We start from the raw sequence: 24,647 nt of genomic DNA on the forward strand, positions 1-24,647 counted from the left end.
GCTTCCTTTCGATGCGTTCAATGTGGGGCGTGCTGTTCCATGCCGGGCTGGCCGTGCCAGTAGCCGTCGCAGGCGCCGGCCGGCTGGCAGGCCGCCAGCTGGGCCTGGGCGCCGATGCCGCTGACCTGGCCACGGCGGGCGCGGTCAAAGATGGCGATGACTTGTTCCGTATGCATGGCTTGCGGGCTGATGCGCGCCACCACCACGCCCATGTCGCGCATGGCGTCGAGTTCTCGCACCAGGTTGTAGACCAGCGCCGACTGCGTCTGCGTGCCATTCAGTACCAGGAATGGCACTTCGTCGCGCGTGCGCAGCAGCAGGCCGTCCGGCTCTTCCAGGCAGCTGTAGCCGCAATCGTCCTTCGGCAGGTTGCGGTTGCGCGCCGTGAAGCAGCGCGCGGAAAACGCCAGCGGCATGCGGCCGTAGGCGAAGACTTCCGTCTCCAGCCCTTCCGGCTTCTGGCGCTGCATCTCGGCCAGCGCCGTCTGCCCCATTTCCAGCGGCATCACCCAGCGCCGTGCACCCAGGCGCGCCAGCAATTGCAGGCTGGGGCCATTGAACAGGTTCAAATGGGGACCGGCGACGAAGGACGTACCCTTTTCCATGCAGTGCACGGCGCCCATGTCGTTGGCCTCGACGCCATAGCGGCCATTGCCCGTGATGCGGCGCAGGGTCGCCAGTTCGGCGCCCGCCTCGATCAGCGCCTGCGTCGACAGCACCACTTCCTTGCCGGCGGCGGCCAGCATGTCGGCGATATCGAGCCAGTCGGCCAGGCGCACCTCATGCCGGCGCGAGCAGACGGTTTCGCCCAGGTACACGATATCGACGGCGGTGCCGGCGATCTGCTGGTAAAACTCGAAGACGGTGGCACGCGGCCAGTAGTACAGCAAGGGGCCCAGTGAGAGCTTCAGCATGTTCATCCTCTATTTCCAAGATCTGTGGTAAGCACCTAATGTGTGCTGCTGGCCTTCGGCCAGCTTGTCCATGGCCGCCATCCAGCCCGGCTTGACGGCGTAGCGCGCATTGCCTTCGCGGCAGGCGTCGATCGCCTCGCGCCACACGCGCGTCACCTGCGCCACGTAGGCGGGGCTGCGCTGGCGCCCTTCGATCTTCACGGCCCGCACGCCCATGGCGATCAGTTGCGGCAGCAGCGCCAGGGTATTCAGGCTGGCCGGCTCCTCGATGGCGTAATACTCTTCGTCATTGACTTCGAAACGGCCCTTGCACAGGGTCGGATAGCTGGCGTTTTCGCCGGGCGCATAGCGGTCGATCAGCACGCCGTTCAGGCGCGATTCGAGGCCGTTCGGCGTTTCCAGCCAACGCACGGATTTCGCCGGCGAGCACACGCCATGGGTATTCGGCGCCTCGCCCGTCGCATACGACGACAGCGCGCAACGTCCTTCGACCATCACGCACAGGGAGCCGAAACCGAAGACCTCGATCTCGACTTCCGTCTTGGCGATCAGTTGCTCCACCTGCGCCATCGACAGCACGCGCGGCAGCACGGCGCGGGCGATGCCGAAGTGCTCATGGTAAAAATTGATGGCTTCGTAGTTGGTGGCCGAGCCCTGCACGGAAAGGTGCAGGCGCAGCTGCGGGTGATGCTCACTTGCGTAGGCCATCAGGCCAGGATCGGCCACGATCATGGCGTCGATGCCGGCCTGCGCGGCGCGGTCGATGGCGCTGCGCCACACGGCCCAGTTGTGCGGCTGCGGATAGGTATTCAGCGCCAGCAGCACCTTGCGCCCATATTGGTGGGCATAGCGCACGCCCTCGGCGATGGCCTTCTCGTCGAAATTGAGGCCGGCGAAATTGCGCGCATTGGTGGCGTCGCGAAAGCCCAGGTAAACGGTGTCGGCGCCATTGTCGACGGCTGCTTTCAAGGCGGGCAGGCTGCCGGCGGGGCAGACCAGTTCCAGCGGTCCGGCCACGCGGGTGGCGGTGGTTGATTCAAGCATCATGATATTCACAGTCCTGTATCGGCTCAGGGTGCAGACTATAGCCCCGCCCATGCTGGCCAGTCCTTGACGCAGGTGAAGGAATGCATGCATGGCTGGCGCGCGTTCAACTTGCTTGACCTGGCTGTAAAATGCCCCACTTTTCTCCCTCTTCGATTGCCCGCCATGCCCCGCAAACCGCTGCTGATCTTCCTGCTCACCCTGTTCCTCACCGTGCTGCAAGTACAGTGGGCCGCGCCCGCCGACGGCTATGTCGAAGAAAAGCTCTCCATCCTGTCGCCCGAGATACTGGGCGCGTATCCGGGCGTGCTGCTGCTGTTCCTGCAAGCCGTCTTCGCGCGCCGCGCCATGCCGGTGCCGCGCCAGATCGCCATCAGCACGGGCCTGCTGGCCGTCTACTGGCTGCTGGCGAACTACGTCACCTTCGATATCCGCGTCGCCAGCTGGAGCACCTTCTCGCCGCTGGAAATCTGGGCGCACGTGCTGCCCGCCTCCACTATCAGCATCGCCGTCTGCGCCGCCGCGTACTTTGGCCTGAGCCGCGTCATCCTGCGCCAGGGCCGCGCGAAAAAGTAAACGGGGGCGCTTTTTTCACCTGCATCAAGGATTCGTCACGCAACAGCACGCGCCCTTTGACGTCACTATATTTAGTGATTAATCTCCATAAAAACACCGCATGTTGTGTTTACTGGAGGTTTCATGACGACAAATGCAGTTTCCCCCACACGCGGCCAGGTCGATGTCGCCGCGTCCATCAATGAATACCTGGAGCGGCGCGACTGGCGTGTCAACGCCAACGCCAACCAGGGCTACTCGCTGGGCGGCCTGATACTCAATGTATCGGGCAAGGTCATCGCCAACTACTGGCTGGACCAGGTATATCCGCCGGAAGTGGGCGCGGCGCACCGCGAAGCGGCGCTGCACATCCACGACCTCGACATGCTGGCCGGCTATTGCGCCGGCTGGTCGCTGCGCACCCTGCTGCACGAAGGCTTGAACGGCGTGCCGGGCAAGATCGAATCCGGTCCGCCCAAGCACATGTCGAGCGCCATCGGCCAGATCGTCAATTTTCTCGGCACCCTGCAAAACGAGTGGGCCGGCGCGCAGGCGTTCAGCTCCTTCGACACCTACATGGCACCCTACATCCGCAAGGACAGCCTGCGCTACGAAGACGTGCGCCAGTACATGCAGGAGCTGATCTTCAACCTCAACGTGCCGTCGCGCTGGGGCACGCAGACGCCGTTCACCAACCTCACCTTCGACTGGGTCTGCCCGGACGACCTGCGCGAGCAGATTCCCGTCATCGCCGGCCAGGAGATGGACTTCAGCTATGGCGAGCTGCAGGCGGAAATGGACATGATCAACCGCGCCTACATCGAGATCATGATGGCGGGCGACGCCAAGGGCAGGGTCTTCACCTTCCCCATCCCCACCTATAACATCACCGAGGATTTCGACTGGCATAGCGAAAACGCGGAGCGTCTGTTCGAAATGACGGCCCGCTACGGCCTGCCCTACTTCCAGAACTTCATCAATTCGGAACTCAAGCCGAACATGATCCGCTCCATGTGCTGCCGCTTGCAGCTGGACTTGCGCGAACTGCTGAAACGGGGCAACGGCCTGTTCGGTTCCGCCGAGCAGACGGGTTCCCTGGGCGTGGTGACGATCAACTGCGCGCGCCTGGGCCACCGATGGCGCGGCGACGAGCCAGCCCTGATGGCGGACCTGGACCGCCTGCTGGAACTGGGCAAGACGAGCCTGGAAATCAAGCGCCGCACCATCGAGGAACTGATGCAGCAAGGCCTGTTCCCGTACACGAAGCGCTACCTTGGCACCCTGCGCAACCACTTCTCCACCCTGGGCGTGAACGGCATCAACGAAATGATCCGCAATTTCAGCGGCGACGCCTACGACATCACGGCGCCAGCAGGCCATGCGCTGGCCGTGCGCCTGCTCGACCACGTGCGCGCCCGCATGGTGCAATTCCAGGAAGAGACGGGCCATATGTACAACCTGGAAGCGACGCCGGCCGAAGGCACGACCTACCGCTTCGCCCGCGAAGACCGCAAGCGCTTCCCCGCCATCCTGCAGGCGGGCACGGTCGACAACCCGTACTACACGAATTCGTCGCAGCTGCCCGTCGGCCATACGGACGACCCGTTCGAGGCGCTGGAATTGCAGGACGCGCTGCAGCGCAAGTACACGGGCGGCACGGTACTGCACCTGTACATGACGGAAGCGCTGTCGGACGCGAATGCCTGCCGCGAGCTGGTGAAACGCGCCCTGAGCCGCTTCTCGCTGCCCTACATCACGGTCACGCCCACGTTTTCCATCTGCCCGCGCCACGGCTACCTGGCCGGCAAACATGAATTCTGTCCCACCTGCGACGCGGAACTGATCGCGCGCAAGCAGTCCGATCTCGCTCACCCACTCAAGGAAACGCCATGAACGCACGTCCCGACTTCACTCCCGCCATCACTCTGCTCGACACCGAACGCCAGCGCTGCGAAATCTGGACCCGCGTGATGGGCTATCATCGCCCCGTCGCCTCGTTCAACATCGGCAAGCAGGGCGAATTCCACGAGCGCCAGTACTTTACGGAAGCGAGCGCCCGGGTTGGCCTGTCCGCCTGCCATGGCGGCTGATTTGAAAGTGGGCGGCCTGACGCCCTTTTCCGCCACCGACTACCCTGGCAAGCTGGCGGCCGTGGTGTTCGTGCAGGGCTGCCCCTGGCGTTGCGGCTATTGCCACAATCCTCACCTGCAGGCGCGCACGCCGGAAGGCGCCATGCCCTGGCACGACGTGTTGACCTGGCTGCGCCGGCGCGCAGGCCTGGTCGACGCCGTCGTCTTCAGCGGCGGCGAAGCGTGCATGGACCCGGCGCTGGGGCGGGCCATGCAAGACGTCAGGGAACTGGGGTTCGGCATCGGCCTGCACACGGCCTGCATCTATCCGCAGCGCCTGCAGGAAGTGCTGCCCCTGGTCGACTGGGTCGGCTTCGACATCAAAGCGCCGTTTGCCGACTATCGTCATGTGACCCGCGTGGCCGGCAGCGGCGACCCGGCGCGCGCCTGCCTGGACGCCATCCTGGCCAGCGGCGTCGCCTACGAATGCCGCACCACCACCCACCCGGACCTGCTGCCGGACGAACAGTTGCTGTCCCTGGCCACCACCCTGGCCGCGAAAGGCGTCGACAACTACGTGCTGCAGCAATTCCGCGCCGAAGGCTGCGCGGACGCGGTGCTGTCCGGCCGCCCTCTGCACGGCTATCCGGCGGCGCATACTTTGGCGCAAATCGGCGCCATGTTTCCGCGATTTACATTCCGTAATCATGGCGATTGATCCTGCCGCCACATAATTGCTGAAAGCTCTACAAAATTCCCCGTTCTGCAACGCTGAAATGTCTTGCGTGCTGTAATGTATCAACTGTGCCGCGCGCCATGCGCAGCCCATCAGATTCTTCACTCCGCATTACAGATAAGCGTCATCCATGAACGATTTCACCGCAGTCAGCCCAGGCACTCCTTCCACCCACGCCGACATCCTGTACGGCCCGCCGCGACCGGATCTGCTGCGCGAGGAAGTACTGGCCGACCTGCTGGAAGCGACGGCACGCCGCTATCCGCAACAGATCGCCCTGATCGACGGCGAACGCCGCATCACGTATGCGGAGCTCGACGCGCAGGCGGGATGGGCCGCGTCGCGCCTGGTGGCGGCCGGCGTCAAGCCCGGCGACATCGTGGGCCTGTGGCTGCCGCGCGGCGCCCATCTGCTGCTGATGCAGGCGGCCATCGCCAAGGCGGGTGCCGCCTGGCTGCCCGTCGATGAAGACACGCCCGTCGAGCGCCTGCAAGTGTGCCTCGATGACGCCAATGGCGCAGGCGTCGTCAGCTGCGCGCAATTCGCGCCACGCCTGTTGGACGCCGGCGTCAAGCGTCCCGTGTGGACGGCGGAAAGCCTGCTGGCCCCCGCCGCGCCGGGCGAAGTGCTGCCCGCGCGCGGCGCCGTGCTGCCCGAACACCCGGCCTATGTGATCTACACCTCCGGCTCCACGGGCAAACCGAAGGGCATCCTGATCAATCAACGCAGCATCTGCCACTTCCTGCGCAGCGAAAACGCCGTGCTGGAAGTGGCGCAAAGCGACACCGTCTACCAGGGATTTTCCGTCGCCTTCGACATGTCGTTCGAGGAAATCTGGATCGCCTACCTGGTGGGCGCCACCCTGTGGCTGGGTCCCAAGGATATCTCGGGCGACCCGGAAGCCTTGCCGCGCGCGCTGGCCGAGAACAAGGTCACCGTGCTGCACGCCGTGCCGACCCTGCTGGCCCTGTTCGCCGAGGAAGTCCCCAGTTTGCGCCTGATCAACCTGGGCGGCGAGATGTGCCCGGAGTCCCTGGTCGAGCGCTGGTCGCGCCCGGGCCGCGCCATGTTCAACACCTATGGCCCCACGGAGGCGACCGTCTCGTGCAGCCTGGCGCGGCTGCGGCCCGGAGAACCCGTCACCATCGGCACGCCGCTGCCCAACTACGGCTTGCTGGTGTTGCAGGTGGCCGAGCCGGGAGAAAACCGTTCCCTGGCCCTGCTGCCGCGCGGCGAGACAGGGGAGCTGTGCATCATCGGCCCCGGCCTGGCCGAGGGCTACCTGGGCCGGCCCGATCTGACGGTGGAAAAATTCCTGCCCAACCCGTGGGCGACCAGCGAGGATGACGCGCGCCTGTACCGCACGGGCGACCTGGCCCGCATCGATGCGGACGGCCAGGTGCTGTGCCTGGGCCGCGCCGACGACCAGGTGAAAATTCGCGGCTTCCGCGTGGAGCTGGGCGAGATCGAAGCCGTGCTGGCGCAGCAGGCGGGCGTGGGCACGGTGGCCGTGTTGCTGCGCAAGGATGACGGCATCGACCAGCTGGTGGCCTACATCGTCGGCAGCGAGGAGGCGCCCGAGGACGCCCTGGCGGCAAAGACCCTGCGCGCGGCCCTGAACCTGCATTTGCCGCCCTACATGGTGCCGGGCCGTTTTGAACTGCTGCCGCTGATGCCGCGCCTGACCTCGGGAAAAATCGACAGGAAGGCCTTGAAAGCCATGCCCCTGTCCGCCCCGCCGGCAGGCGAGGCGGGGATCTCGGACGTGCCGGAAACGCCGGCCGAAGCGGCCCTGTTCGCGGCCCTGGCCAAGCTGTTCCCGGGCCAGGCGATTTTGCGCCAGCTGGACTTCTTCAGCGACCTCGGCGGCCACTCCTTCCTGGCCGCGCGCCTGGCCTCCGCCCTGCGAACGGATCCGGCCTACGCCCACATGACGGTGCGCGACATTTACCAGAACCGGCAGATCGGCAAGATCGCCGCCGTCTTGAGCGAGGCGCCCGCGCTGGCCACGCCGGAGGCGGAGTGGACGCCGCCGTCCACCATGAAGCGCTGGCTGTGCGGCGCCGCGCAGGCGGCAGCCGTGCCTGGCCTCGTCACCCTGCGCATGGCGCAGTGGATGGCGCCCTTCTTCACTTACCACTTCTTCACGGGCGACACTGGAGATACCGTGCCGCGCGCCATCGCCGCCTCGATCGGCGTGTTCCTGCTGGCGACCCTGGCCGAATTTGCCATTGCAATTGCCGGCAAGTGGCTGATCGCCGGGCGTTTGAAACCGGGCAGCTATCCGCTGTGGGGCGTCACGTATTACCGCTGGTGGCTGGCCGACCGCCTGGTCGAATCGGCGCCCGCCTACCTGCTCAGCGGCTCGTCCCTGAATAGCTGGTGGCTGCGCGCGCTCGGCGCGAAGGTGGGCAAGGAAGTGGTCATCGGCTCGATGACCCTGCGCGCGCCCGACCTGCTGGTCATCGGCGACAACGTCAGCGTGGGCAATGCCGTCAACTTTGAAAACGCCAGGGTCGAGCGGGGCCGTCTGCTGCTGGGCCGCATCAGCATCGGCGACGACGCCTGCATCAGCTCTTACGCGATCATGGAAGGCAATACCACAGTGGGCGCGTTCGGCCACCTGGAGGGCCAGTCGGCGCTGGCCGATGGCGCGGCGGTACCCGCCGGTCGCGTCTGGACGGGCTCGCCCGCGCGCGACATTGGCGCGTTTGACGTGGCCAGCCAGCCGCCGCGCCCCGCCGTCTCGCGCCTGCGCCTGACGGGCGAAACCGTGTTCTTCTGCTTCGGCATGGTCTTGATCGCGGTGCTGTTCTTCATGCCCGTCTTCCCCAGCTTCGTGCTGATCGACTGGTTCGACGAGCGCGAAATGATGCCGTGGTTGCAGGGCCGCGACGTGACGACCCAGCTGGCCCGCTACTTCCTGCTGGCCTTCCCCGCCAGCGCCGTGCTGATCGTGCTCACGGCCCTGCTGTCGGCCGCCATCCGCTGGGGTGCGCTGCCCCGCTTGAAGCCGGGCAGCTCGCCCGTGCACAGCAATATCTATTGCGCCAAGTGGCTGGTCAGCCATATCCAGGAATCGAGCCTGAACGTCCTGCACGGCATCTACGCCACCGTGTACGCGCCATACTGGTACCGCCTGCTGGGCGCCAAGGTGGGCAAGGGCGCCGAGATTTCCACGGCGCTGGGCGTGGTGCCCGACATGCTGACCCTGGGCGACGACACCTTCATCGCCGACGCCGTCATGCTGGGCGACGAGCAGATCGACGGCGGCTGGATGACCATGCGCCCCACCGTCATCTCGCACCGCAGCTTCGTCGGCAATGGCAGCTACATCCCGGACGGCACCACGCTGCCCGAACACGTGCTGATCGGCGTGCACACGCATGCGCCGCGCAATGAGCAGATGCACAGCGGCGACACGTGGCTGGGCTCCCCGCCCATGCATTTGCCCGCGCGCGAGCAGGTCAGCGGCTTTGCCGAGCACCTGACCTTCAAGCCGTCCTTGCTGCGCCGCCTGGGCCGCAGCCTGATCGAAGCGTTCCGCATCGTCGCGCCGCACGCGGTGGTGATCGCCGTCGGCTACACCCTGGTGCTGGACGTGATGCCGATCGCGGGGGCGGGACGCTGGGGCGAAGTGGTGAGCGACCTGGCGATTGCCGGCCTGGCCTACGGCATCGGCAATTTTCTGGTGGTCGTGCTGTTCAAGTGGCTGCTGCTGGGACGCTACCGCAAGCATGCGGCGCCCATGTGGACGCCGTTCGTGTGGATTTCGGAAGGCGTGACCAACCTGTACGAAGGCATCGCCGTACCCAACTTCATGCGCTACCTGCGCGGCACGCCGTGGCTGCCGCTGGCCTTCCGCCTGTTCGGCTGCAAGATCGGCCGCGGCGTCTACATGGATACGACCGATATCACGGAATTCGACTGCGTGCACATCGGCGATTACAGCGAATTGAACGCGCTGACCTGCCCGCAAACGCATTTGTTCGAAGACCGCGTGATGAAGATCGACCATGTGGAGATCGGCCAGCGCGTCTACATGGGCCCGCGCAGCTCCGTGCTGTACAGCGCCAAGGTCGGCGACAACGCGCGCCTGGGCCCCTTGACCCTGGTGATGAAGGGGGAACACATCCCCGCCGGCAGCAACTGGGCCGGTTGCCCGGCGGCGCCGCTGCGCAACTGATGGATGATAAGGTGCTCTTCTCAAGAGACGGCGTGCTGGTGATCGGCATCGCCGCCGTGCTGCCGCGCGCCGAAGCCCGGTGGCGCATCCGCGCCGCCGTGCGCGAGGCGGCGGCCCGCTGGCTGGATGTCAGTATCGGGGCGATTTCGGTGGCATCAACGCCGGGCACCCCTCCCCGCTTGCTGCTGGCTGGAAGCACGGCCAGCCTGTCGTTCAGCCATGACGAGGGAATCTCGCTGGCCGCCATCGGCCTGCATGGCCCTGTCGGCATCGACGTGATGCGGGTGCAGGAGATTCCCGACTGGTTTGAGCTGGCGCGCGACTATCTGGGGCCGCAGGTGGCTGCTGAACTGAGCGCCTGCTCCGCCGATCAGCGCCCGTTGACCCTGGCGCAGGCGTGGACGACGCGCGAGGCGGCGCTCAAGCGTGCGGGCTTGCCACTGACGGAGTGGAACGGGGTAGCACCGGCTTGCCGCTTGCACGACTTTGCGTTGCCGGCGCCGCATGTGGCGACCCTGGCATATTAGTCTTCCTTCCCTTTGCCAGCTCCGCCGATCTGGACGAAAATCAGTTTTACGATAATACTGACGAGCAATCCCAGCACCCCGATCAATTCCAGCATGGTCTTTCCTTTGCAGTGACAGCAGACCAGCCCACTGTAACGCGAACACCGGGGCCAGGCTAATATCAAATCAGGCAGTCTCCGATCTCGAAAAGGTATACGATTGATTTCCATCAGACAGTTCCGCTATTTTGTCGAAGTCGTCGATGCGGGCAGCTACTCGCGCGCGGCGGAAAAATTATATATCGCGCAGTCGGCCCTGAGCCGGCAAATCAAGGAGCTGGAAGGTGAAGTACAGGCTCTGCTGCTCACGCGCGACGCGCGCCATATCGAACTGACGCCCGCGGGACAGGTCTTTTATGAGCGGGCCAAGCGCATCCTCGAAGACATCGACGAAACCGTGCGCCAGACGCGCCACGTGGGACAAGGGGCGCAAGGCATCATCCGCCTGCTGCATTCGAGCTCCGTCACCCTCACGCCCGCCATCGGCGCGGTGCTGAACCGCCTGCTGGCGCAGTTCCCCGGCGTTTCGCTCGATGTATCAAAAGGGTCGTCGGAAAACCAGGCCGCCGACATCGAGGAAGGCCGCGCCGACCTGGGCCTGGTGCGCCTGCCCACCCTGCGCAAGCATGCCAACATCGTCGTGCGCGAGCTGTTTACAGAAAAGCTGGTGGTGGCCGTGTCAGCGACGTCGCCCCTGGCCGCGCTGGAGCGCACGACCATCGCGGCATTGCGCGACGAAGCCTTCGTCTCGATCCCGCACAAGGACCGCGGAGGCCTGAGCTACCTGGTGGCGGGCCTGTGCCTGGCGCAGGGCTTTTTCCCCAAGGCGGCGCGCGCCCTGTCGCGCAAGACATCGCAGCTGAACCTGATCGAAGCCAATATGGGCATCGCCATCGTCCCTGACAGCATGCGCCTGGTGGCGCCGCCCGGCGTGCGTTTTATTGCGCTGCCGGACGAAGAGTCGCATTCCGTCGTCGGCCTGATCTCGCCGCGCGCGGCCAGCGGCATGGTGGCCGCGTTTACGGAGGCGTTCGTGCGCGAGATGAATGCGCTGGCGGCGGCGGATTAACCCTCCGCATACAGCGCCGCATCCACGTCGCGCACGGCCGCCATCAGCAAGGCCAGTTTCATGACATCGAGCTTGCCATCCGTGCGCACGCGCGAGCACAGGTCGATGCCGTAGGGGCGCACCTGGCGCAGCGCATCGGCTACGTTGGTGTCGTCCAGCCCGCCTGCCAGGAAAACGGGACGGGAACTGGCGCGCACGAAGCGCGCGCTGACGGACCAGTCATGCGTGCGGCCCGTGCCGCCCAGTTCCGGGACCTGCGCGCCGGGGCGGCCCGAATCGAGCAAAAAAGCATGCACATGGGGCGCATAGGCGGGTATCAGCTCCAACGCCTGCGGCCCTTCCACGTGGATCACCTGCACGCGCCGCACGTGCGGCAGCAAGCGCGCCAGCTGCGCCACTTCGCCGGGGTCGATATGGCCGACGATCTGTACAGTGGACGGCTGCGTGGCGCGCACGTGTTCGGCGATGGCTTGCGCCGTCGTCTCGGACGTCAGCAGGAACGTGGCCACGGGCGGCGGCGTCCAGGCGGCGATCTGCGCGATGCGCGCGTCGGGAATCGGGCCGGGGCCGGATGGCATGGCCGCCACCAGGCCCAGCGCGTCGGCGCCGGCGGCAATGGCCAGTTGCGCTTCGTCGATGGAAGCGATGCAGCAGATCTTGATGCGGGTTCTCATGGCCTTGCGTGTTCAGTCCGGATGATCAACATTACAACACAGGGCGGCGCGCACGCCAAGGCACGCGGTCAAGGCCGCGCACGATTGTGTGCCGGAATGGGGCGCGCCCACCTCATCTCGACGGAAGGCCACGTCATGCCGCCGCAAAACCACCATCAGCGCAGCAGCGAGCAGGGGCCGATACGCTGGCGCCTGATCGTCAGCCCGCGCTGATTGACATGCGCCAGGCGGCGGACGATACTTGCTTTATCCGGAATCGCCATTGGAACGTCACTGGAACACCAGCATGCGCATCGTCGATTTTGAAATCCGCAAGGAGTGCCCGCCGCAGTTGTGCGATTGCGAACGCGAGCGGCTGCTCGACGATGCGCAGGCGGACCTTGCCATCCTGCGCCTGAACCTGACGGAAGAAAAGCGCCTGCTGGCGCACATCGAGGGCATCGCCACCCATGCACAGTTGCAGAAGCTGCAACTGCTGCTGAAAAGCAACCTGGGCGTGGAATTGCAGATTGCACCGGGCAGCGGCGAAGTGCGCACCGTGCGCGGCTTCCAGATCCGCCTGCTGGAGCGGCCCGGCCTGTGCCGCAAGACGCGCGCCGCCATTCCGGCCGCCGTGCGCCGCTGCCTGGCCGCACATCCCGAGATCGCGTTTGCGATCTTGAATGAAAACGATTTGCTGGGTGGGGTGTGAGCCGAGTGCGAATGTCGGATTACGCTCCGCTAATCCGACCTACGCCGTCACGCTGGCGCGGATGGGAATGACCTTGCCCTTCGCTTCACGCGCCCTTAACTGTCCGCAGCCGCCCTCCACGTCCTGCCCGGCCGAATCGCGCAATTTGGTCAGCACGCCGCGCGCGTGCAGGCCGGCGGCAATGGCGCGCGCCTTTTCCCAGCTGGGGCGCTTGAACGGCAAGTCGTCGATGGTGTTATACGGGATCATGTTCAGCACCGCATATTTCCCCTGCAAGAGCGCGACGATGCCATCCATCTCATCCTGGCCATCGTTGACCCCTTCCATCAGGGTCCACTGGTACTGCACCGGGTAGCCGGTCAGGCGCGCATACGACTCGCCGAAGTCCACCAGTTCCTGCGGCGACAGCCTGGGCGCGCGCGGCAGCAACTGTTCGCGCAGCTCCGGCTTGGTGGTGTGCAGCGACAGGGCCAGCGCCGGCTTGACGCGCCCTTGCGGCAGGCGCTCGAAGGCGCGCGGGTCGCCCACGGTGGAAAACACGAGGTTCTTGTGGCCGATATTGCCCTCGGTGCCCAGCAGCTCGATCGCTTCCATCACATTGTTCAGGTTATGCGCCGGCTCGCCCATGCCCATGAAGACGACTTTTTTCACGGGGCGCAGGGTGCGCGCCAGCACCACCTGCGCGACAATTTCTCCGCTGCTCACTTGCCGTATCAAGCCATCGCGGCCCGTCATGCAGAACTGGCAGCCGACGGCGCAACCGACCTGGCTGGACACGCACAGGCCATCGCGCGGCAGCAGTACGCTTTCCACCGTCTGGCCATCGTGCAGTCCCACCAGCAGGCGCGCCGAACCGTCAGCGCCCGGATGGGTGCTGAGCAATTTCAGCATGCCCTGCAGCTCGAGATCGAGCGCAGGCAAGGCCTCGCGCACGGGCAGCGGCAAAAAATCCTCGGCGCGGCGCCGGCCCTGGTCGTGCGGCTGGCCCTGTATCCAGTCGCGCAGCACGCGCTGTTCATGCAGGGGCTTGGCGCCCAGGGCGCGCAGGCGCTGGCGGAGATGGTCGATTTGCATGGCGTCTGAAATAAAAAACGGCGCGCCGGCAGGAATGCGAGGCGCGCCGCGGATGGCAAGGAGGAGCTTAGACTTTTTTCACGAACTCGGTTTTCAGGCTCATGGAACCGAAGCCGTCGATCTTGCAGTCGATATCGTGGTCGCTGTCAACCAGGCGGATGTTCTTGACCTTGGTGCCCATCTTGACGACACCGCCGCCGCCCTTCAGTTTCAAGTCCTTGATGACGCTGACCGTGTCGCCGTCCTGCAGGATATTGCCGGCCGCATCGCGGTACACGCGAGCGCCCTCTTCCGCCGCTTCGCCAGCCGTGGCCGACCATTCATGCGCGCATTCAGGGCAGATCAACTGGCTGCCATCTTCGTACGTGAATTCGGACTTGCATTGCGGGCATGGTGGTAATGTGCTCATTTTATTCTCTGTCTGGTGAACAGCGCGTGCTGTAAAAGCCGACAGTATAGTGCCTACGCCCCGCATCAGCGCGCTTTTTTCGCCATCATTGTCAAGGACGGCGAATAATCTCGATGGTGCTGTGGACAATTTCCTCGTGGATGCCGATGCGCGCGCGCAGCTCGGCGCCTGTCAGCGCGGGATCGCGGCTGACGACGGACAAGGCGCACGAATACAGCTGCTTTCCGACCCGCCACACGTGCAGGTCGACGATGCGTGGCGTGTCGCCGGCGCTTTCCACTTCCACCGCCTCGCGGATTTCATCCACCACCGGATGGTCCATTTCGCGGTCCAGCAAGACCTTGCCCGTCTCCTGCATCAGTTTTTTCGCCCACAGCGCCACCAGCACGGCGCCCGCGATGCCCATCACGGGATCGAGCCAGCGCCAGCCGTAAGCCCACGCGCCGCCCAGCGCAAGGATGGCCAGCACGGACGTGGCGGCATCGGCCAGCACGTGGATGTAGGCGGCCTTCATGTTCAGGTCTTCGCCATGGTGGTGGCCGTGATGGTCATGCTCGTCGTGGCCGTGACCATGGTGATGGTCATGGTCATGGTGCCCGCCGAGGATCAGCGCGCACACGAGGTTGACCACCAGGCCGAAGGCCGCCACGGCCATCGCCTGCGGATAGTGGATGGGCTGCGGCGAGAACAGGCGTTCGACGGAAGCGGCCACCATCAGCACGGCCACGCCCAGCAGCAGGATGGCGCTGGTGTAACCGGCCAGCACCTCGATCTTCCACGTGCCGAAGGCAAAGCGCGGGTCGCGCGCATAGCGGCGCGCGGCCGCATACGCAAACGCGGCCAGGCCGATGGCCAGCGCGTGCGAACTCATATGCCAGCCATCGGCCAGCAAGGCCATGGAGTTGTACCACCAGCCGGCGAGGATTTCCAGCGCCATGGTGGCCAGGGTGATCCACATGACGATGCGCGCACGGCGTTCGGCCCTGCCATTGCTGCTGTCAAAAACGTGTTCGTGCTGCCAGGCGGAGAGGTCTTCGCCGAGGGATTGCGCTTTCATGGCATTTTCCTTATTTGAGGTAGGTGCGCAGGATGCCCGCGATGTCGTCGGCGCCCCTGGCCCGTTCGTCGCCGGAGATATCGGGACTGGCCACATGCTCGCGCAAGTGCTCTTCGATCACTTCGGCCATCAGGCCGTTCACGGCGCCGCGCACGGCGGCGATCAGCTGCAGCACTTCGCCGCAGTCGCGCCCCTCTTCCAGGCCCCGCTCCAGGCCCTCCACCTGGCCGCGGATGCGCTTGACGCGATTAAGCAACTTGGTCTTGTTGTGCGCCGTGTGTCCCATGATTTCACCTCAATAAATACTATAGGGGGGTATACTATCAGAAACCGCTACGGCCACGGCCAGGCGCAAAAAAGCCGCGCATCGCGCGAACGATGGCGGCTCCGTCAACAAGGCGTCTCCGCGTCAGGGCGCGGGGGCGATCTTCTGCAGCTTGCTGGCCAGCGAGGCATCGGATAATTCGCCCAGGTGCGTATCGACCAGTCGCCCCTGCGCATCATAAAACAGGGTGGTGGGCAGGGCCGAGGAGCCGGCCGCCTTGCCCAGCGCCGCCTCGCTGTCGAGCACCACATTGCGCAGGGTTACACCGCTCCTGTCCAGGAAAGCGCTGGCCGCCGCCGCATCCTCGCGCTGGTTCGCATACACGAAGACGATATCGGCGCGCGCCTGCTGCGCGGCAGCCAGCACGGGCATCTCGCGCCGGCATGGCGGACACCAGCTGGCCCACAGATTGACCACCATGGGCTTGCCGCCGGCCAGCGCCGCCAGGGTCACCGGCGCGCCACCGATAGCCCGCAGCGCCACGGCAGGCAAGGCTACCGGCTTGTCGTAGGCCAGCGAGAGCCCTGCACTCAGCACGCCCCAGGCCAGCGCGCCGGACGCGACGCTGATGGCCAGCGGACGGCGCATGGTCGCCATGGCGGGACGCCGGCAGCGCCACGCGGCGATGGCCAGGGCAGCCGCGATGCCGGCCGGCGCCATGAAACCGCCATCGCGGATATTGATGATGGACCAGGGCGCTGCCGAGGGGGAGCTGAAATACTGCTCATGCCAGCGCAAGACGAATGCCAGCCGCGCCGCCAGCATGCCTGCAATCAGCATGTCGGAAACGAGGGGACCGGCATCCGGCAGCTGGCGATAGCGCCGCAGCCAGCCCGCCACGCCGTAGGCGACGCACAGGAAAACGAACAGCAGGACGAGGCCCGTGGGCAGGGCCAGGGGACCGATTTGCAGGGACAGCATGGGCGCTTTCAGGAGCGTCGAGGGACGGCCATTGTGGCCCATGCGGATTAAGCGGGCGTTAAGAAGCGGCCAGCGCTTCCTTGCGCACGAAATGCATGGCTTGCGGCTGGTCGACCAGCACGCACTGCTTGCCCGTGCGCTTGCAGTGGTCATGCACGCGCCAGTAGGCGTCGTGGCTGACGCAGCCCGTCTGGCAAATCACCAGGTCGGCCGCCACCAGGCCCGCTTCCAGCGCCGCCGCATCGTCGGCGCCATCGTCGCCGCCCGCGTGATGCAGGAAGCGCCCGCCGGCCTGCTCGATGGCCTGCTGCGCCACATTGGCGCCGGCGGCCTGCAGGCCCGCATTCTGCTCCAGATAGCTCCCCACATACAGCACGGCTTTTTCGCGCACGTCGGCCTGCAAGGCGGGCGACGGCACCCACTGCAGGCGCAGCAACTCGCGCATCAGGTCCTGCACCCGCTCGCTGAGCCACTCGACCTTGCGCGCCAGCCGTGCCCGCGTGGGCAGGCCCGGTGCCGCGGCCGCCAGGTCCGCCAGTTCGTCGCGCGCCAGCGCCAGCTTCGTATCGCGGATCACCACCTGCGCCCGCGCGCGCATCAATTCCGATTCCAGCTGCGCGATGCGCGCTGCCTGCGCGGCCAGCTGCGCACTGCAGCGGGCCTGCGCCCTCCCATACTCGCCCATCAGCACGCGATGCTCATGCGCGATCAAATCCTCATTGCCGTACATACTGCCCATCATGCCCTCCCTCACCATGCATGGCGCCATGGCGCCGGCCCATCGCCACCCCATTGAGCCGCATTATAAATGAGAATCATTATTATTTGTCTATGCGCGTGCGCGCAGTAGGGGTATCGGGTGGCCGCCAGCGTCACGCAGCCGGTGAACAAGACAGCAGGCGCTGCCATACGTCGTCCTGCACCTGCCGCACCTGCCGCAGGCCGTCAGGGCCACGATAGATTCCCAGCGTGTTCGGCCACGCCATATCGATGAACAACAACCGTGCCGGATCGATCAGCAGGGACTGCCCTACATAATGACCCCTGATCTCGCCCTTGTTGACGGTCAGCAGGCGCGCGCCGCCCGCAAGCGTCCGCTCGTCCAGCGCCACGCCGCTGCGCTCGGCCACATCGCGCAGCCAGCGTTCGCGCCAGCGCGCCTGCTCCTCGAACTGCCCCTCTGGAGGCCGGTCCAGCTTGACGACGGCCGCCACGGGACCGTCAATGCCCGCCTGCAGCGAAAAACCCATGCGTTGCTGCAGCTCGACCGTGTAGGCCTCGCCCTTGACGTCGATCTGGTAGCGCCCCGTCCCGTCCTGCACCAGCAGGTCAGTCTGATGGTAGGAGGGTTTGACGCAATTGGCGTACTGATAGACAAGCACGTCAAGAAACGGGGGTGCGGCCGGCGTGGATGCCGCCATGGCGGGCGACAGGGTGGAACACAGGGCCGCGGCGGCCGCGCATTGCATCGCGCATTTCATCATACTCATGCTTGCTCCGGTTCATGTGGAAGACGATGGCAGTCGACAAATACCCAGGGCGCGCCATCTTGTCGCTCATAGTAGCTATTTTGTATATTTCTTTCTGGCACACGATTCAATTGAATCACGCTTGTTCGATCACTCTTTCTAAGGTGCAATCTTGCAAACAAATCATTGAGCTACCGTACCGTCACCATACCATTTGTATCCGGATGCGCTCCAGATGCGCATGCCCGGCCTGGAACAAGGAACAAGAATGCAAACGCTGGACGAACAGGATTTTCTGGCCAGGCGCAGGGAACCGCGGCTGTCATATGCCATCTATCTTGAAAGCAAGGAAAGCCAGGACGAGGGCTACGACATGGTGGAAGCCGGCTTGCAACAGCCGGAAGAAGTGCTGCGAAATATTCCACCAGAAAACTTCATGACGGCTACGCGCCAGCGGGCCTGGGATGGGATCGACCAGCTCGCCCTCGCCTACAGCGCCGGCCACCCGCTCGACGAGTTGCGCGCGTCGTATCCCACGATACTCGGCTACTGGCTGGCGTTTGCCCGGTATGACATGATATTTGACGCTCAGGCCAGTGAAGCCGAACAGGGATTTCCCCACTTCGCCCTGCCCGGCGACGCGTATGAACAAGTCAACCGCATGGTCTGCCTCGGCATTCTGCTCGGCTGGGGCAGTTTGCTGCCCAAGCTGGCGCCGGTCATCGATTTCAACAACCATGAAAAGGATGGCTTGCTGGAACGGCTGCTGGCCTGCTTCGTCGCCGGCAGGGATAGCGACTGGCCCGCATGCACGCGCCACCTGCCCTACATCAACACACTCAAGATATTCGCGGCAGAAAAAGATGCGCGTCCCGCGCTGATGCAGGATTACCTGCGGCAATGGTATGACGCCAGCCGCCGCGAGCCCTATTACGGCAGCCACCGGCGCGATACGTCGTTCTGGGGCTACTGGTCGTGGGAAGCGGCCGCCATCACCAGCGTGCTCGGCATCGACGACAGCAGCTATCGCGACGCGTCCTTCTATCCGGCCGACCTGGCGGCATTCTGCCGGATACAAGGGATCGGCCCCTGCGCATGAAAGCCGTCGCCGCCATTGCCGCCGTCACCGTGGTTGCAGGACTCTACTTCGCCCTGCCCGCGCTGTCGCGTGCCGCCGAGCGCAAGGCGCGCCTGACTGGGGAACTGGCGCGGCAAAAACGCTTTTTGAAAGATATGTACAGGCTGCAGGACGAGACCGCCGGGGAATCTGCCGACGGGGCATATCAACTGCGCTACCTGATTGACGAGTACGAAAAAACCATCACCTATCTGGAAACGTTTTCCGCATGCAGCGGCACCCTGGCGGCGTGCGACCGGCAAGCCGCTGCAGCGGCCCGCGCGCCATGATGGTTGTTCAGGCCGGCAGTTGCGCGCCGGCATGCAAGCGGCGCCAGAACGGCGCAGCGGGCCAGCGTTGCTCCCAGCCGTAATACTGCTGGCGCTGCGCCAGGTACTGCGCATGGCGCTGCGCTACCGTGTACGCCACCGCGCCCAGGGTGGTGTGGCCGGCGATGGCGCCAGCGGCCGCCATGCCGTTGGCCAGCGCCTTGACGATGCCTTGCGAGGTGACGGGATCGTAGGCCGAAGCGGCGTCGCCGATGGCCAGCCAGCCGTCGCCATGCAATTGGTCGAGGCAGTAGGACGGCGCGGGAAAACTCTGCACGCCGCCTGCCAGCGGCGCCGCGCCGCGGGCCAGCGCGGCCGTATTGGGCGCGGCCGCCAGCCATGCCAGCCAGTGTCCGGCAAGCTGCAGGCGCCGCGCCTTGACGGTGGCCGCATCGCTGTAGAACGCCAGCAGCAAGGTGGCGTCGGGCAGGTGGGCGCCATACCACCAGCCATGTTCGACGGCTTCCAGGTGCGTCAGGCCGGAACGGGGACCATCGGGCGCCGTGAAGCGCATGGCCAGGCAGACCAGCGGCAGCGTTTCCACCTTGCGGCTGCCGCGCTGGCGCGCGAAGACGGCGCGCGTGCCGCTGGCGTCGACCACCAGGTCGGCATGGATGCTGGCCGGGCGCAGGTGCGCCGGATCGCCCAGCATCAATTCCAGGGCAAAGCCGCCGCCTTGCGCCGGGGTCGACGCGGCAAGGCTGGCGCGCAGCAGCACTTCCGCCCCGCGCAGGCGCGCCTGGCGCGCCAGGAAGCCATCGAAGCGGGACCGCTCCAGGTGCCAGCCGTGGCCCAGCGGATGCAGCAGCGCGTCGTTGTAGCCGCGCTTGGCGCTGCCCCACCAGGAACAGCTGCCATGGCAAGGCGCGTGCGCTTCGGCGAAAAATTCCTGCGCAATGCCCAGCGCCTGGAACAGGCGGTTGGCTTCGGGCGGAATGCTCTCGCCGATGCGAAATTGCGCGTAGTCGCCCGCCTCGATCACGAGCACGTCGTGCACGCCATGCTGCGCCAGCGCCAGCGCGCAGGCGCAGCCGGCCGGGCCGCCGCCGATGATGGCGACCCGGTAGCGCTGCCGCGATGGCGCTACCGCGCCGGGACTGTCTGTTACCGCCGCCATCAGGGCTTCGGTTTCGACTGCGGCTTCGGCCGGTACACCTTGTCGATGGCCGTGTTGCGCCAATACTCGACCAGGTTGCTTTCATCGCTGTCGAACAGGCTCTCGACTTCCAGGTAGTAATCCTTGCAGATGGCCTTCTCGCCCGCCTTGCGCGCAATCGCCGTGCTTTGCACAACCACGCCGATGCGGTGCCAGTTCAGCAGGAACTGCGCGCGGTCCTGGTAACGGCCCACATGCATGGCGGGCCGGTCGATTTCCGCATTCTCCGGGGTGGTCGACGGCACCCCATCGGCCCGCGTGCCCTTGCCGCGCACGGAGTAGCGCGGCGTCGCCAATTCGCCGCCGTTGGCGACGACGTCGTCGTACGTGTACACGGCCACGGGCCGCTGCGCCGGCCAGGAGGAATACAGCAAGGTATTGTAGCCATTGCCCTTGATCGCCGTGGCGGCATCGATCGCCTGCTGGTTATTGCGCACCGTGCCGCCGGGATTCGGGTCCGGCAGATGCGTGGCGCACGAGTTGTAATCGGTATGCCACGGCAAGGCCATGAACTTCGACACGTCGCCGGGCTGCACTTCGCCGCCGCGCAGCGGCATATAGCCGGCGCCGAGGAAAGGCCGGTCCCTGACGGCGGCCGGGTAATCGAGATGCTGTGCATTGATGCGGAACGGGCCGCCGCCATCATGGCGCCGCCACGCCTGCCGGTACAGGCCGGGGTCGCGCACGATAAAACCCATCTCGATGCCGGGGCTGTAGCGGCCGCCCAGGCAGTTGAACAGGACGGTACGGTCGAGCGCTTCGCCCGCGCCCAGCAGGAAATCGCCGCCGTCGGCCACATACTGGCCATGCGCCCATTGATCCATGAAAAAATACTGGGCACGGGTCAGGGTCAGCAGGCTGCTGCCCGCATCGCCCAGCGACAGCGGCATTTGCGGCTTCAGCGACGGCGCGCCCGTCTGGTCGGGATGGCGGATGAAATTCATGATCGGGTAGGTCAGGCCTGCCGCCTTCATCTTGCCCAGCAAGTCGTGCTCCTTGATCGCCCTGGGCGGCAAGCTGGTCGTCCAGCGCTGCAGCGAGGCCGCGCGCAGGATGGGCTGGACGTCGGTGCTGAAGTTGCTCCGGTAGCCCGTCTGGTAGCTGCCATCCGCATACACGGCGGGCCGCAGCGCCATTTTTTCCAGCCAGGTGCAATACAGGTCGTCCCACAGCGACACGACGTTCGCCGTTTGCGGCGCATACGACGGGTCGCTCGATATCACCCAGGCGCTGCCCTCGACGCTGCGCGCCGTGCCGTCGGCGAAGAGCAGCATGGCCGTGACGGGGCCATCGGCCACGTCATCGAACCAGTTGTCGTTGTTGACATTGTCGTGCAGGACGGCGGCGGCCGAGTAATTGCCTTGCGCGTCGAAGCCGCATGCCTTGCCATAGCCGCCCAGCACCAGCAATCTGCCATGCTTTTCCGTCGTGATGGCGCCCAGCGACGCGATGATGGCGCCAGGGCCCTGCGCCGGCGCGCCAGGCTGGCCGCCGCGCGGGAACGACACAGGGTAGTCGGGCAGGTTGCGCACGGCGCCGCTGGCCGCCTCCGCGCACGACGGCGGCGTGGCGGCGTCAAATCGCTGCACCGACTGGCGCGTGGCTTGCACGCTGCGCGGTCCGGGGTCGATGACCAGCAGCTTCAGGCGCAGCGGGTCGGCCGGCGTGCCGAAGTGCGGCGAGCCCGGCTCGCCAAAGTGCGGATTGCGCAGGGCCGGCGCGCGCTGGTTTTCAAACGGCGCCATGCCGTCCCCGCCCTCCCAGCTATTGGCTTTCTTGTTGGCCAGGTGCACGGTCCAGATGATGTCCTTGACGATCTTGCCGTCGACCATGCTGCCGATGGTCACTTCGGCCGCCGCGCCCCGCCGGCCCAGCGGATAGGCTTCCACGCCGTCCGCCGCGTCGAACGCATACTGGTAAATGCGGAAGCGGGCCGCCTGCCGCTTGAGCTTTCCGCTCGCGTCGCGCAATTCGGTGCTGGCGATTGCCGTGTCTTCCGTGCCGGGCCGGATCGGCAAGCCGCCCGTGCCATCCTGGCCATCGAGCGGCATGCCGGCCGGGCTTTCCGGGCCCAGATAGTATTCTTCGCTGTTGCCGACGCGGGCGATGCCGATGGCCGGGTGAATTCTCAAACCTGTGTATGCCATGCTGAACTCCTGATCATCAAGGGTGTCTGTGCCGGTTGGCCAACGCATCACGGCTGCATGCCGTCCCTGACCCACTGGTCGAAGATATCGATGCCTTCCTGCGGCATCGGGCCGTCGGGCGGCATCGGGTGCGGCGCGGACTTGACATACTCGCCTTCCCGCCCTCCCGGCGCGCGCAGGCGGTGCCCGGCCTCCACCAGCCATTTTTCCTTGCGGCTGTCATAGTCGTAACCGTGGATGGCCACCTGAATCTGCCACGCAAACGCCTTCACGCTTGCATAGTCGTTCAGATACAGCCGCTGCACGCCCGTCGAATCGGGATTCGACAGTTTGACCTTGTTCATGTCGGCCACATAGCGGGAAAACAGGCCCTGCACATCGCGCTTGAAGCTGGTTAGTTCGCTCATGGCTTGCTCTCCTCATACGTGGGTTCGGCAGGTTTGCGCCGGTCGACAAGCTGGATCACGGGCGTGGAAAAATCGCCTTGCCGTATCAGGCCGCGGCCCTTGTCATTCGTGGTGATGGCCGCCGTAATGCGCCAGGCCTGCCTGCGCTTTTTGGGAACCAGGCTGTCGACGATGCCGGTGATATCCGTTTCGATGACATACTTGTCATGCTGGTGATGGCCGGACAAGGCCCAGTGGCTGGTGCTGGTCACCAGGTAGCGGTCGCGGAACGACTTGTCGCCGATGCGCGCGGCCACGTTGGCCGGATACAGGTAGATATCGGCCTGAAAACTGTAGTCTTCGTCCGCATGGGCGCGGTCCAGCACCATGTTGGCCCGCTTGTCGCTGGCGACCCGCCGCGCCGGGATCTTGTAGGCCCCCGTGACGGTCAGGTCTGGCCTGGCAACCGCGCCATCGGCCGCATCGTCGCTGAGCAAGGCGGCGAACAGGCTTTTCTGGTTGTCGCCGAATACAAACCCCGCCTGCTGGTGCCGGTCGATCAGGGCCTGGATATCCTTCTTGCGGGCAAACTCGCCGCCATAGCGCGGCTGGAAGCCATAGCCCTGCCGGATCGTGTCGAAGTACAGGTTCGCCTGCCCCATGTTGGCCGTGTAGTCGCCCGAATCACCGCGCTGGGCATCGCCGCTGCCTGCGCTCCAGCCGACGGGCCGGGACAGGCTGGCGTCCTGCTCGCTGCGCATGAACGCCGTGCGCCCGCTGCCGCGTATGCCTGCATCGCCATGCTCGTCGAGCCACTTCTCGAAACTGTAGTCGAGGAAATTATGGAAGGCATAAAACAGCGGATCGAGGCCGGCCGTGACGTTATCGCCCATGTTGCCGCCCATATAGGTCGCGTGCATGTGATTATGGATTTTTGTTTCCAGGTTGCCGCCGCCCAGGCTGCCGTATTCGTCGCCGCCGAAATCGGCCCAATCCATGTAGTAGATCTGGTAGGCCAGCAAGTTGGGCGAAGCCGTGGCCAGCGAGCTGTCGAGCCCCTCCCTCTTGCGCGTGGCGTCGTACAGCGGTGAATCGACGTCCTCGAAGGCTTTCGGGTAGCGCACGCCGGAAGGCTTGCGGGTGAAGTTCCAGTACGGCAGCGCGACATTGCGCGTGCTGGGTCCCCGCTCGCCGTTCGGGTCGGCCGCCTGCAAGGCTTGCTCATAGAAATACAGTTGCGCCCGGTGCCATTGCAGGAAGGTGTTTTTCTGGTGTTCGCACTCGCCGGGGAATTCCTCGTGGGCATTGTCCTCGGTCGCCACCTTGTCGAGAAAATAGGCAATGTCGCAGCTGTTGCGCGTGGGATCACCCAGCAACTGCTTCAGCCTGTCGCCTGGCAAGGCCGCCTGGCGGTCATTGAAGACGTCGACGGAAGTGCAGTTATGCACCCACGCTTGCCACAGGAAGCCGCGCCGGTCGTACACGTTTTCCTGGCTCTTGCGTTTCATTTCGCTCACCGCATGCTTGAAGGCGTCAAGCTCGGCCGGGGTCAGTTCATCGATATTCTTGCGGTAGCGCACGACGCGCGCGCCGCCCGGCTCCGCCTGGGCCAGCAGTTCCGGGCGGCAAGATACGGCCGCCTGCGCTTGCGCCCCGCTACAGACGCCTGCACAGAGCAGGCCGGCCAGGAGGGGAAGGAGTGAAGTTTTCATGCGTAACATGGGCAGTTGCTCCAGAAGCAGGTTGGGAGGGGC

The 24,647-nt window shown here is 65.4% G+C and carries 24 protein-coding genes; 10 read left to right on the plus strand and 14 right to left on the minus strand.

Going from position 1 to position 24,647, the window contains the following annotated elements; genetic code table 11:
• Nucleotides 1-17 precede the first annotated feature (17 nt).
• Nucleotides 18-914 carry a ubiquinone anaerobic biosynthesis protein UbiV gene (gene ubiV / locus IGS58_RS17350; RefSeq protein ID WP_070259303.1) on the minus strand — a complete coding sequence of 299 codons (897 nt, stop codon included), beginning with the start codon at nt 912-914 and terminating at the stop codon, nt 18-20.
• 9 nt (nt 915-923) lie between these two features.
• On the minus strand, nt 924-1,961 hold the full coding sequence (ubiU, locus tag IGS58_RS17355; protein WP_412101868.1) for a ubiquinone anaerobic biosynthesis protein UbiU: 1,038 nt from the start codon (nt 1,959-1,961) through the stop codon (nt 924-926).
• Between the two features lie 162 nt (nt 1,962-2,123).
• On the opposite strand from ubiU, the gene IGS58_RS17360 reads away from it, so the two are divergent.
• The 7 genes from IGS58_RS17360 to IGS58_RS17385 all read left to right on the plus strand — a co-directional run bounded on the left by IGS58_RS17360 (nt 2,124) and on the right by IGS58_RS17385 (nt 11,138).
• Nucleotides 2,124-2,534, plus strand: a complete 411-nt coding sequence (locus IGS58_RS17360) for a hypothetical protein (RefSeq protein WP_230522152.1) — start codon at nt 2,124-2,126, stop codon at nt 2,532-2,534.
• A gap of 123 nt (nt 2,535-2,657) precedes the next feature.
• A complete protein-coding gene (locus tag IGS58_RS17365; protein ID WP_268989842.1) occupies nt 2,658-4,406 on the plus strand; it encodes a ribonucleoside triphosphate reductase in 1,749 nt (582 codons plus the stop codon).
• A complete protein-coding gene (nrdD, locus tag IGS58_RS29085; RefSeq protein ID WP_070259224.1) occupies nt 4,403-4,603 on the plus strand; it encodes an anaerobic ribonucleoside-triphosphate reductase in 201 nt (66 codons plus the stop codon). The genes IGS58_RS17365 and nrdD overlap by 4 nt, the downstream gene beginning before the upstream one ends.
• On the plus strand, nt 4,593-5,300 hold the full coding sequence (locus IGS58_RS17370; protein ID WP_230522153.1) for an anaerobic ribonucleoside-triphosphate reductase activating protein: 708 nt from the start codon (nt 4,593-4,595) through the stop codon (nt 5,298-5,300). The genes nrdD and IGS58_RS17370 overlap by 11 nt, the downstream gene beginning before the upstream one ends.
• A gap of 148 nt (nt 5,301-5,448) precedes the next feature.
• Nucleotides 5,449-9,504 (plus strand): Pls/PosA family non-ribosomal peptide synthetase, encoded by a 4,056-nt coding sequence (locus IGS58_RS17375; protein WP_230522154.1) that lies wholly within the window; start codon nt 5,449-5,451, stop codon nt 9,502-9,504.
• An 11-nt stretch (nt 9,505-9,515) separates the two neighbouring features.
• Nucleotides 9,516-10,031, plus strand: a complete 516-nt coding sequence (locus IGS58_RS17380) for a 4'-phosphopantetheinyl transferase family protein (RefSeq protein WP_230522155.1) — start codon at nt 9,516-9,518, stop codon at nt 10,029-10,031.
• A gap of 198 nt (nt 10,032-10,229) precedes the next feature.
• A complete protein-coding gene (locus IGS58_RS17385; RefSeq protein ID WP_070259230.1) occupies nt 10,230-11,138 on the plus strand; it encodes a LysR family transcriptional regulator in 909 nt (302 codons plus the stop codon).
• Here the strand turns inward: IGS58_RS17385 and IGS58_RS17390 are convergent.
• Entirely contained in the window at nt 11,135-11,812 is a 678-nt protein-coding gene (locus IGS58_RS17390) for a phosphoribosylanthranilate isomerase (RefSeq protein WP_230522156.1), read from the minus strand. The genes IGS58_RS17385 and IGS58_RS17390 overlap by 4 nt on opposite strands.
• A gap of 286 nt (nt 11,813-12,098) precedes the next feature.
• Here IGS58_RS17390 and IGS58_RS17395 point away from each other — a divergent pair, with 286 nt between their 5' ends.
• Nucleotides 12,099-12,503, plus strand: coding sequence for a hypothetical protein (locus IGS58_RS17395; protein ID WP_230522247.1), 405 nt, complete (start codon nt 12,099-12,101; stop codon nt 12,501-12,503).
• Nucleotides 12,504-12,542: 39 nt separating this feature from the next.
• Here the strand turns inward: IGS58_RS17395 and IGS58_RS17400 are convergent, their stop codons facing one another.
• From IGS58_RS17400 to IGS58_RS17430, 7 genes are all read right to left on the minus strand, one after another.
• Nucleotides 12,543-13,577: an RNA methyltransferase gene (locus IGS58_RS17400; RefSeq protein ID WP_230522157.1), complete on the minus strand. Its 1,035-nt coding sequence runs from the start codon at nt 13,575-13,577 to the stop codon at nt 12,543-12,545.
• A gap of 67 nt (nt 13,578-13,644) precedes the next feature.
• Nucleotides 13,645-13,986 (minus strand): zinc ribbon domain-containing protein YjdM, encoded by a 342-nt coding sequence (locus IGS58_RS17405; protein ID WP_034784061.1) that lies wholly within the window; start codon nt 13,984-13,986, stop codon nt 13,645-13,647.
• A 91-nt stretch (nt 13,987-14,077) separates the two neighbouring features.
• Nucleotides 14,078-15,043: a CDF family Co(II)/Ni(II) efflux transporter DmeF gene (gene dmeF / locus IGS58_RS17410; RefSeq protein WP_070259236.1), complete on the minus strand. Its 966-nt coding sequence runs from the start codon at nt 15,041-15,043 to the stop codon at nt 14,078-14,080.
• Nucleotides 15,044-15,053: 10 nt separating this feature from the next.
• Entirely contained in the window at nt 15,054-15,329 is a 276-nt protein-coding gene (locus IGS58_RS17415; RefSeq protein WP_034784058.1) for a metal/formaldehyde-sensitive transcriptional repressor, read from the minus strand.
• Between the two features lie 123 nt (nt 15,330-15,452).
• Entirely contained in the window at nt 15,453-16,289 is an 837-nt protein-coding gene (locus IGS58_RS17420; protein WP_230522158.1) for a TlpA disulfide reductase family protein, read from the minus strand.
• Between the two features lie 58 nt (nt 16,290-16,347).
• Nucleotides 16,348-16,887: a DUF2325 domain-containing protein gene (locus IGS58_RS17425; RefSeq protein ID WP_230522248.1), complete on the minus strand. Its 540-nt coding sequence runs from the start codon at nt 16,885-16,887 to the stop codon at nt 16,348-16,350.
• A 274-nt stretch (nt 16,888-17,161) separates the two neighbouring features.
• Nucleotides 17,162-17,779 (minus strand): hypothetical protein, encoded by a 618-nt coding sequence (locus IGS58_RS17430; RefSeq protein ID WP_230522159.1) that lies wholly within the window; start codon nt 17,777-17,779, stop codon nt 17,162-17,164.
• Between the two features lie 247 nt (nt 17,780-18,026).
• Here IGS58_RS17430 and IGS58_RS17435 point away from each other — a divergent pair, with 247 nt between their 5' ends.
• Both IGS58_RS17435 and IGS58_RS17440 read left to right on the plus strand, forming a co-directional pair.
• The gene (locus tag IGS58_RS17435; protein ID WP_230522160.1) at nt 18,027-18,857 is read left to right on the plus strand and encodes a PoNe immunity protein domain-containing protein; all 831 of its coding nucleotides are present in this window, start codon (nt 18,027-18,029) and stop codon (nt 18,855-18,857) included.
• Entirely contained in the window at nt 18,854-19,165 is a 312-nt protein-coding gene (locus IGS58_RS17440) for a hypothetical protein (RefSeq protein ID WP_230522161.1), read from the plus strand. Before IGS58_RS17435 ends, IGS58_RS17440 begins: the two co-directional genes overlap by 4 nt.
• Before the next feature lie 7 nt (nt 19,166-19,172).
• On the opposite strand, the gene IGS58_RS17445 is transcribed toward IGS58_RS17440, so the two are convergent.
• Genes IGS58_RS17445 through IGS58_RS17460 form a run of 4 tightly spaced genes read right to left on the minus strand, consistent with a single transcriptional unit; the run spans nt 19,173 to nt 24,605 of the window.
• A complete protein-coding gene (locus IGS58_RS17445; protein ID WP_230522162.1) occupies nt 19,173-20,321 on the minus strand; it encodes an FAD-dependent oxidoreductase in 1,149 nt (382 codons plus the stop codon).
• A complete protein-coding gene (locus tag IGS58_RS17450; protein WP_230522163.1) occupies nt 20,321-22,507 on the minus strand; it encodes a LodA/GoxA family CTQ-dependent oxidase in 2,187 nt (728 codons plus the stop codon). The genes IGS58_RS17445 and IGS58_RS17450 overlap by 1 nt, the downstream gene beginning before the upstream one ends.
• A gap of 47 nt (nt 22,508-22,554) precedes the next feature.
• Nucleotides 22,555-22,914, minus strand: coding sequence for a hypothetical protein (locus IGS58_RS17455; RefSeq protein ID WP_070259248.1), 360 nt, complete (start codon nt 22,912-22,914; stop codon nt 22,555-22,557).
• Nucleotides 22,911-24,605 (minus strand): tyrosinase family protein, encoded by a 1,695-nt coding sequence (locus IGS58_RS17460; RefSeq protein ID WP_230522164.1) that lies wholly within the window; start codon nt 24,603-24,605, stop codon nt 22,911-22,913. The genes IGS58_RS17455 and IGS58_RS17460 overlap by 4 nt, the downstream gene beginning before the upstream one ends.
• Between the last annotated feature and the right edge of the window lie 42 nt (nt 24,606-24,647).

This window comes from Janthinobacterium sp. EB271-G4-7A (genome assembly GCF_020858075.1).
GTDB lineage: Bacteria > Pseudomonadota > Gammaproteobacteria > Burkholderiales > Burkholderiaceae_D > Janthinobacterium > Janthinobacterium lividum.

Bases quoted from the DNA above. Each gene is read 5' to 3' on its own strand.
- ubiV (WP_070259303.1), bottom strand. From the start codon at position 914: ATGCTGAAGCTCTCACTGGGCCCCTTGCTGTACTACTGGCCGCGTGCC.
- ubiU (WP_412101868.1), bottom strand. From the start codon at position 1,961: ATGATGCTTGAATCAACCACCGCCACCCGCGTGGCCGGACCGCTGGAA.
- IGS58_RS17360 (WP_230522152.1), top strand. From the start codon at position 2,124: ATGCCCCGCAAACCGCTGCTGATCTTCCTGCTCACCCTGTTCCTCACC.
- IGS58_RS17365 (WP_268989842.1), top strand. From the start codon at position 2,658: ATGACGACAAATGCAGTTTCCCCCACACGCGGCCAGGTCGATGTCGCC.
- nrdD (WP_070259224.1), top strand. From the start codon at position 4,403: ATGAACGCACGTCCCGACTTCACTCCCGCCATCACTCTGCTCGACACC.
- IGS58_RS17370 (WP_230522153.1), top strand. From the start codon at position 4,593: ATGGCGGCTGATTTGAAAGTGGGCGGCCTGACGCCCTTTTCCGCCACC.
- IGS58_RS17375 (WP_230522154.1), top strand. From the start codon at position 5,449: ATGAACGATTTCACCGCAGTCAGCCCAGGCACTCCTTCCACCCACGCC.
- IGS58_RS17390 (WP_230522156.1), bottom strand. From the start codon at position 11,812: ATGAGAACCCGCATCAAGATCTGCTGCATCGCTTCCATCGACGAAGCG.
- IGS58_RS17395 (WP_230522247.1), top strand. From the start codon at position 12,099: ATGCGCATCGTCGATTTTGAAATCCGCAAGGAGTGCCCGCCGCAGTTG.
- IGS58_RS17400 (WP_230522157.1), bottom strand. From the start codon at position 13,577: ATGCAAATCGACCATCTCCGCCAGCGCCTGCGCGCCCTGGGCGCCAAG.
- IGS58_RS17405 (WP_034784061.1), bottom strand. From the start codon at position 13,986: ATGAGCACATTACCACCATGCCCGCAATGCAAGTCCGAATTCACGTAC.
- dmeF (WP_070259236.1), bottom strand. From the start codon at position 15,043: ATGAAAGCGCAATCCCTCGGCGAAGACCTCTCCGCCTGGCAGCACGAA.
- IGS58_RS17415 (WP_034784058.1), bottom strand. From the start codon at position 15,329: ATGGGACACACGGCGCACAACAAGACCAAGTTGCTTAATCGCGTCAAG.
- IGS58_RS17420 (WP_230522158.1), bottom strand. From the start codon at position 16,289: ATGCTGTCCCTGCAAATCGGTCCCCTGGCCCTGCCCACGGGCCTCGTC.
- IGS58_RS17425 (WP_230522248.1), bottom strand. From the start codon at position 16,887: ATGCGCGCGCGGGCGCAGGTGGTGATCCGCGATACGAAGCTGGCGCTG.
- IGS58_RS17430 (WP_230522159.1), bottom strand. From the start codon at position 17,779: ATGAGTATGATGAAATGCGCGATGCAATGCGCGGCCGCCGCGGCCCTG.
- IGS58_RS17435 (WP_230522160.1), top strand. From the start codon at position 18,027: ATGCAAACGCTGGACGAACAGGATTTTCTGGCCAGGCGCAGGGAACCG.
- IGS58_RS17440 (WP_230522161.1), top strand. From the start codon at position 18,854: ATGAAAGCCGTCGCCGCCATTGCCGCCGTCACCGTGGTTGCAGGACTC.
- IGS58_RS17445 (WP_230522162.1), bottom strand. From the start codon at position 20,321: ATGGCGGCGGTAACAGACAGTCCCGGCGCGGTAGCGCCATCGCGGCAG.
- IGS58_RS17450 (WP_230522163.1), bottom strand. From the start codon at position 22,507: ATGGCATACACAGGTTTGAGAATTCACCCGGCCATCGGCATCGCCCGC.
- IGS58_RS17455 (WP_070259248.1), bottom strand. From the start codon at position 22,914: ATGAGCGAACTAACCAGCTTCAAGCGCGATGTGCAGGGCCTGTTTTCC.
- IGS58_RS17460 (WP_230522164.1), bottom strand. From the start codon at position 24,605: ATGAAAACTTCACTCCTTCCCCTCCTGGCCGGCCTGCTCTGTGCAGGC.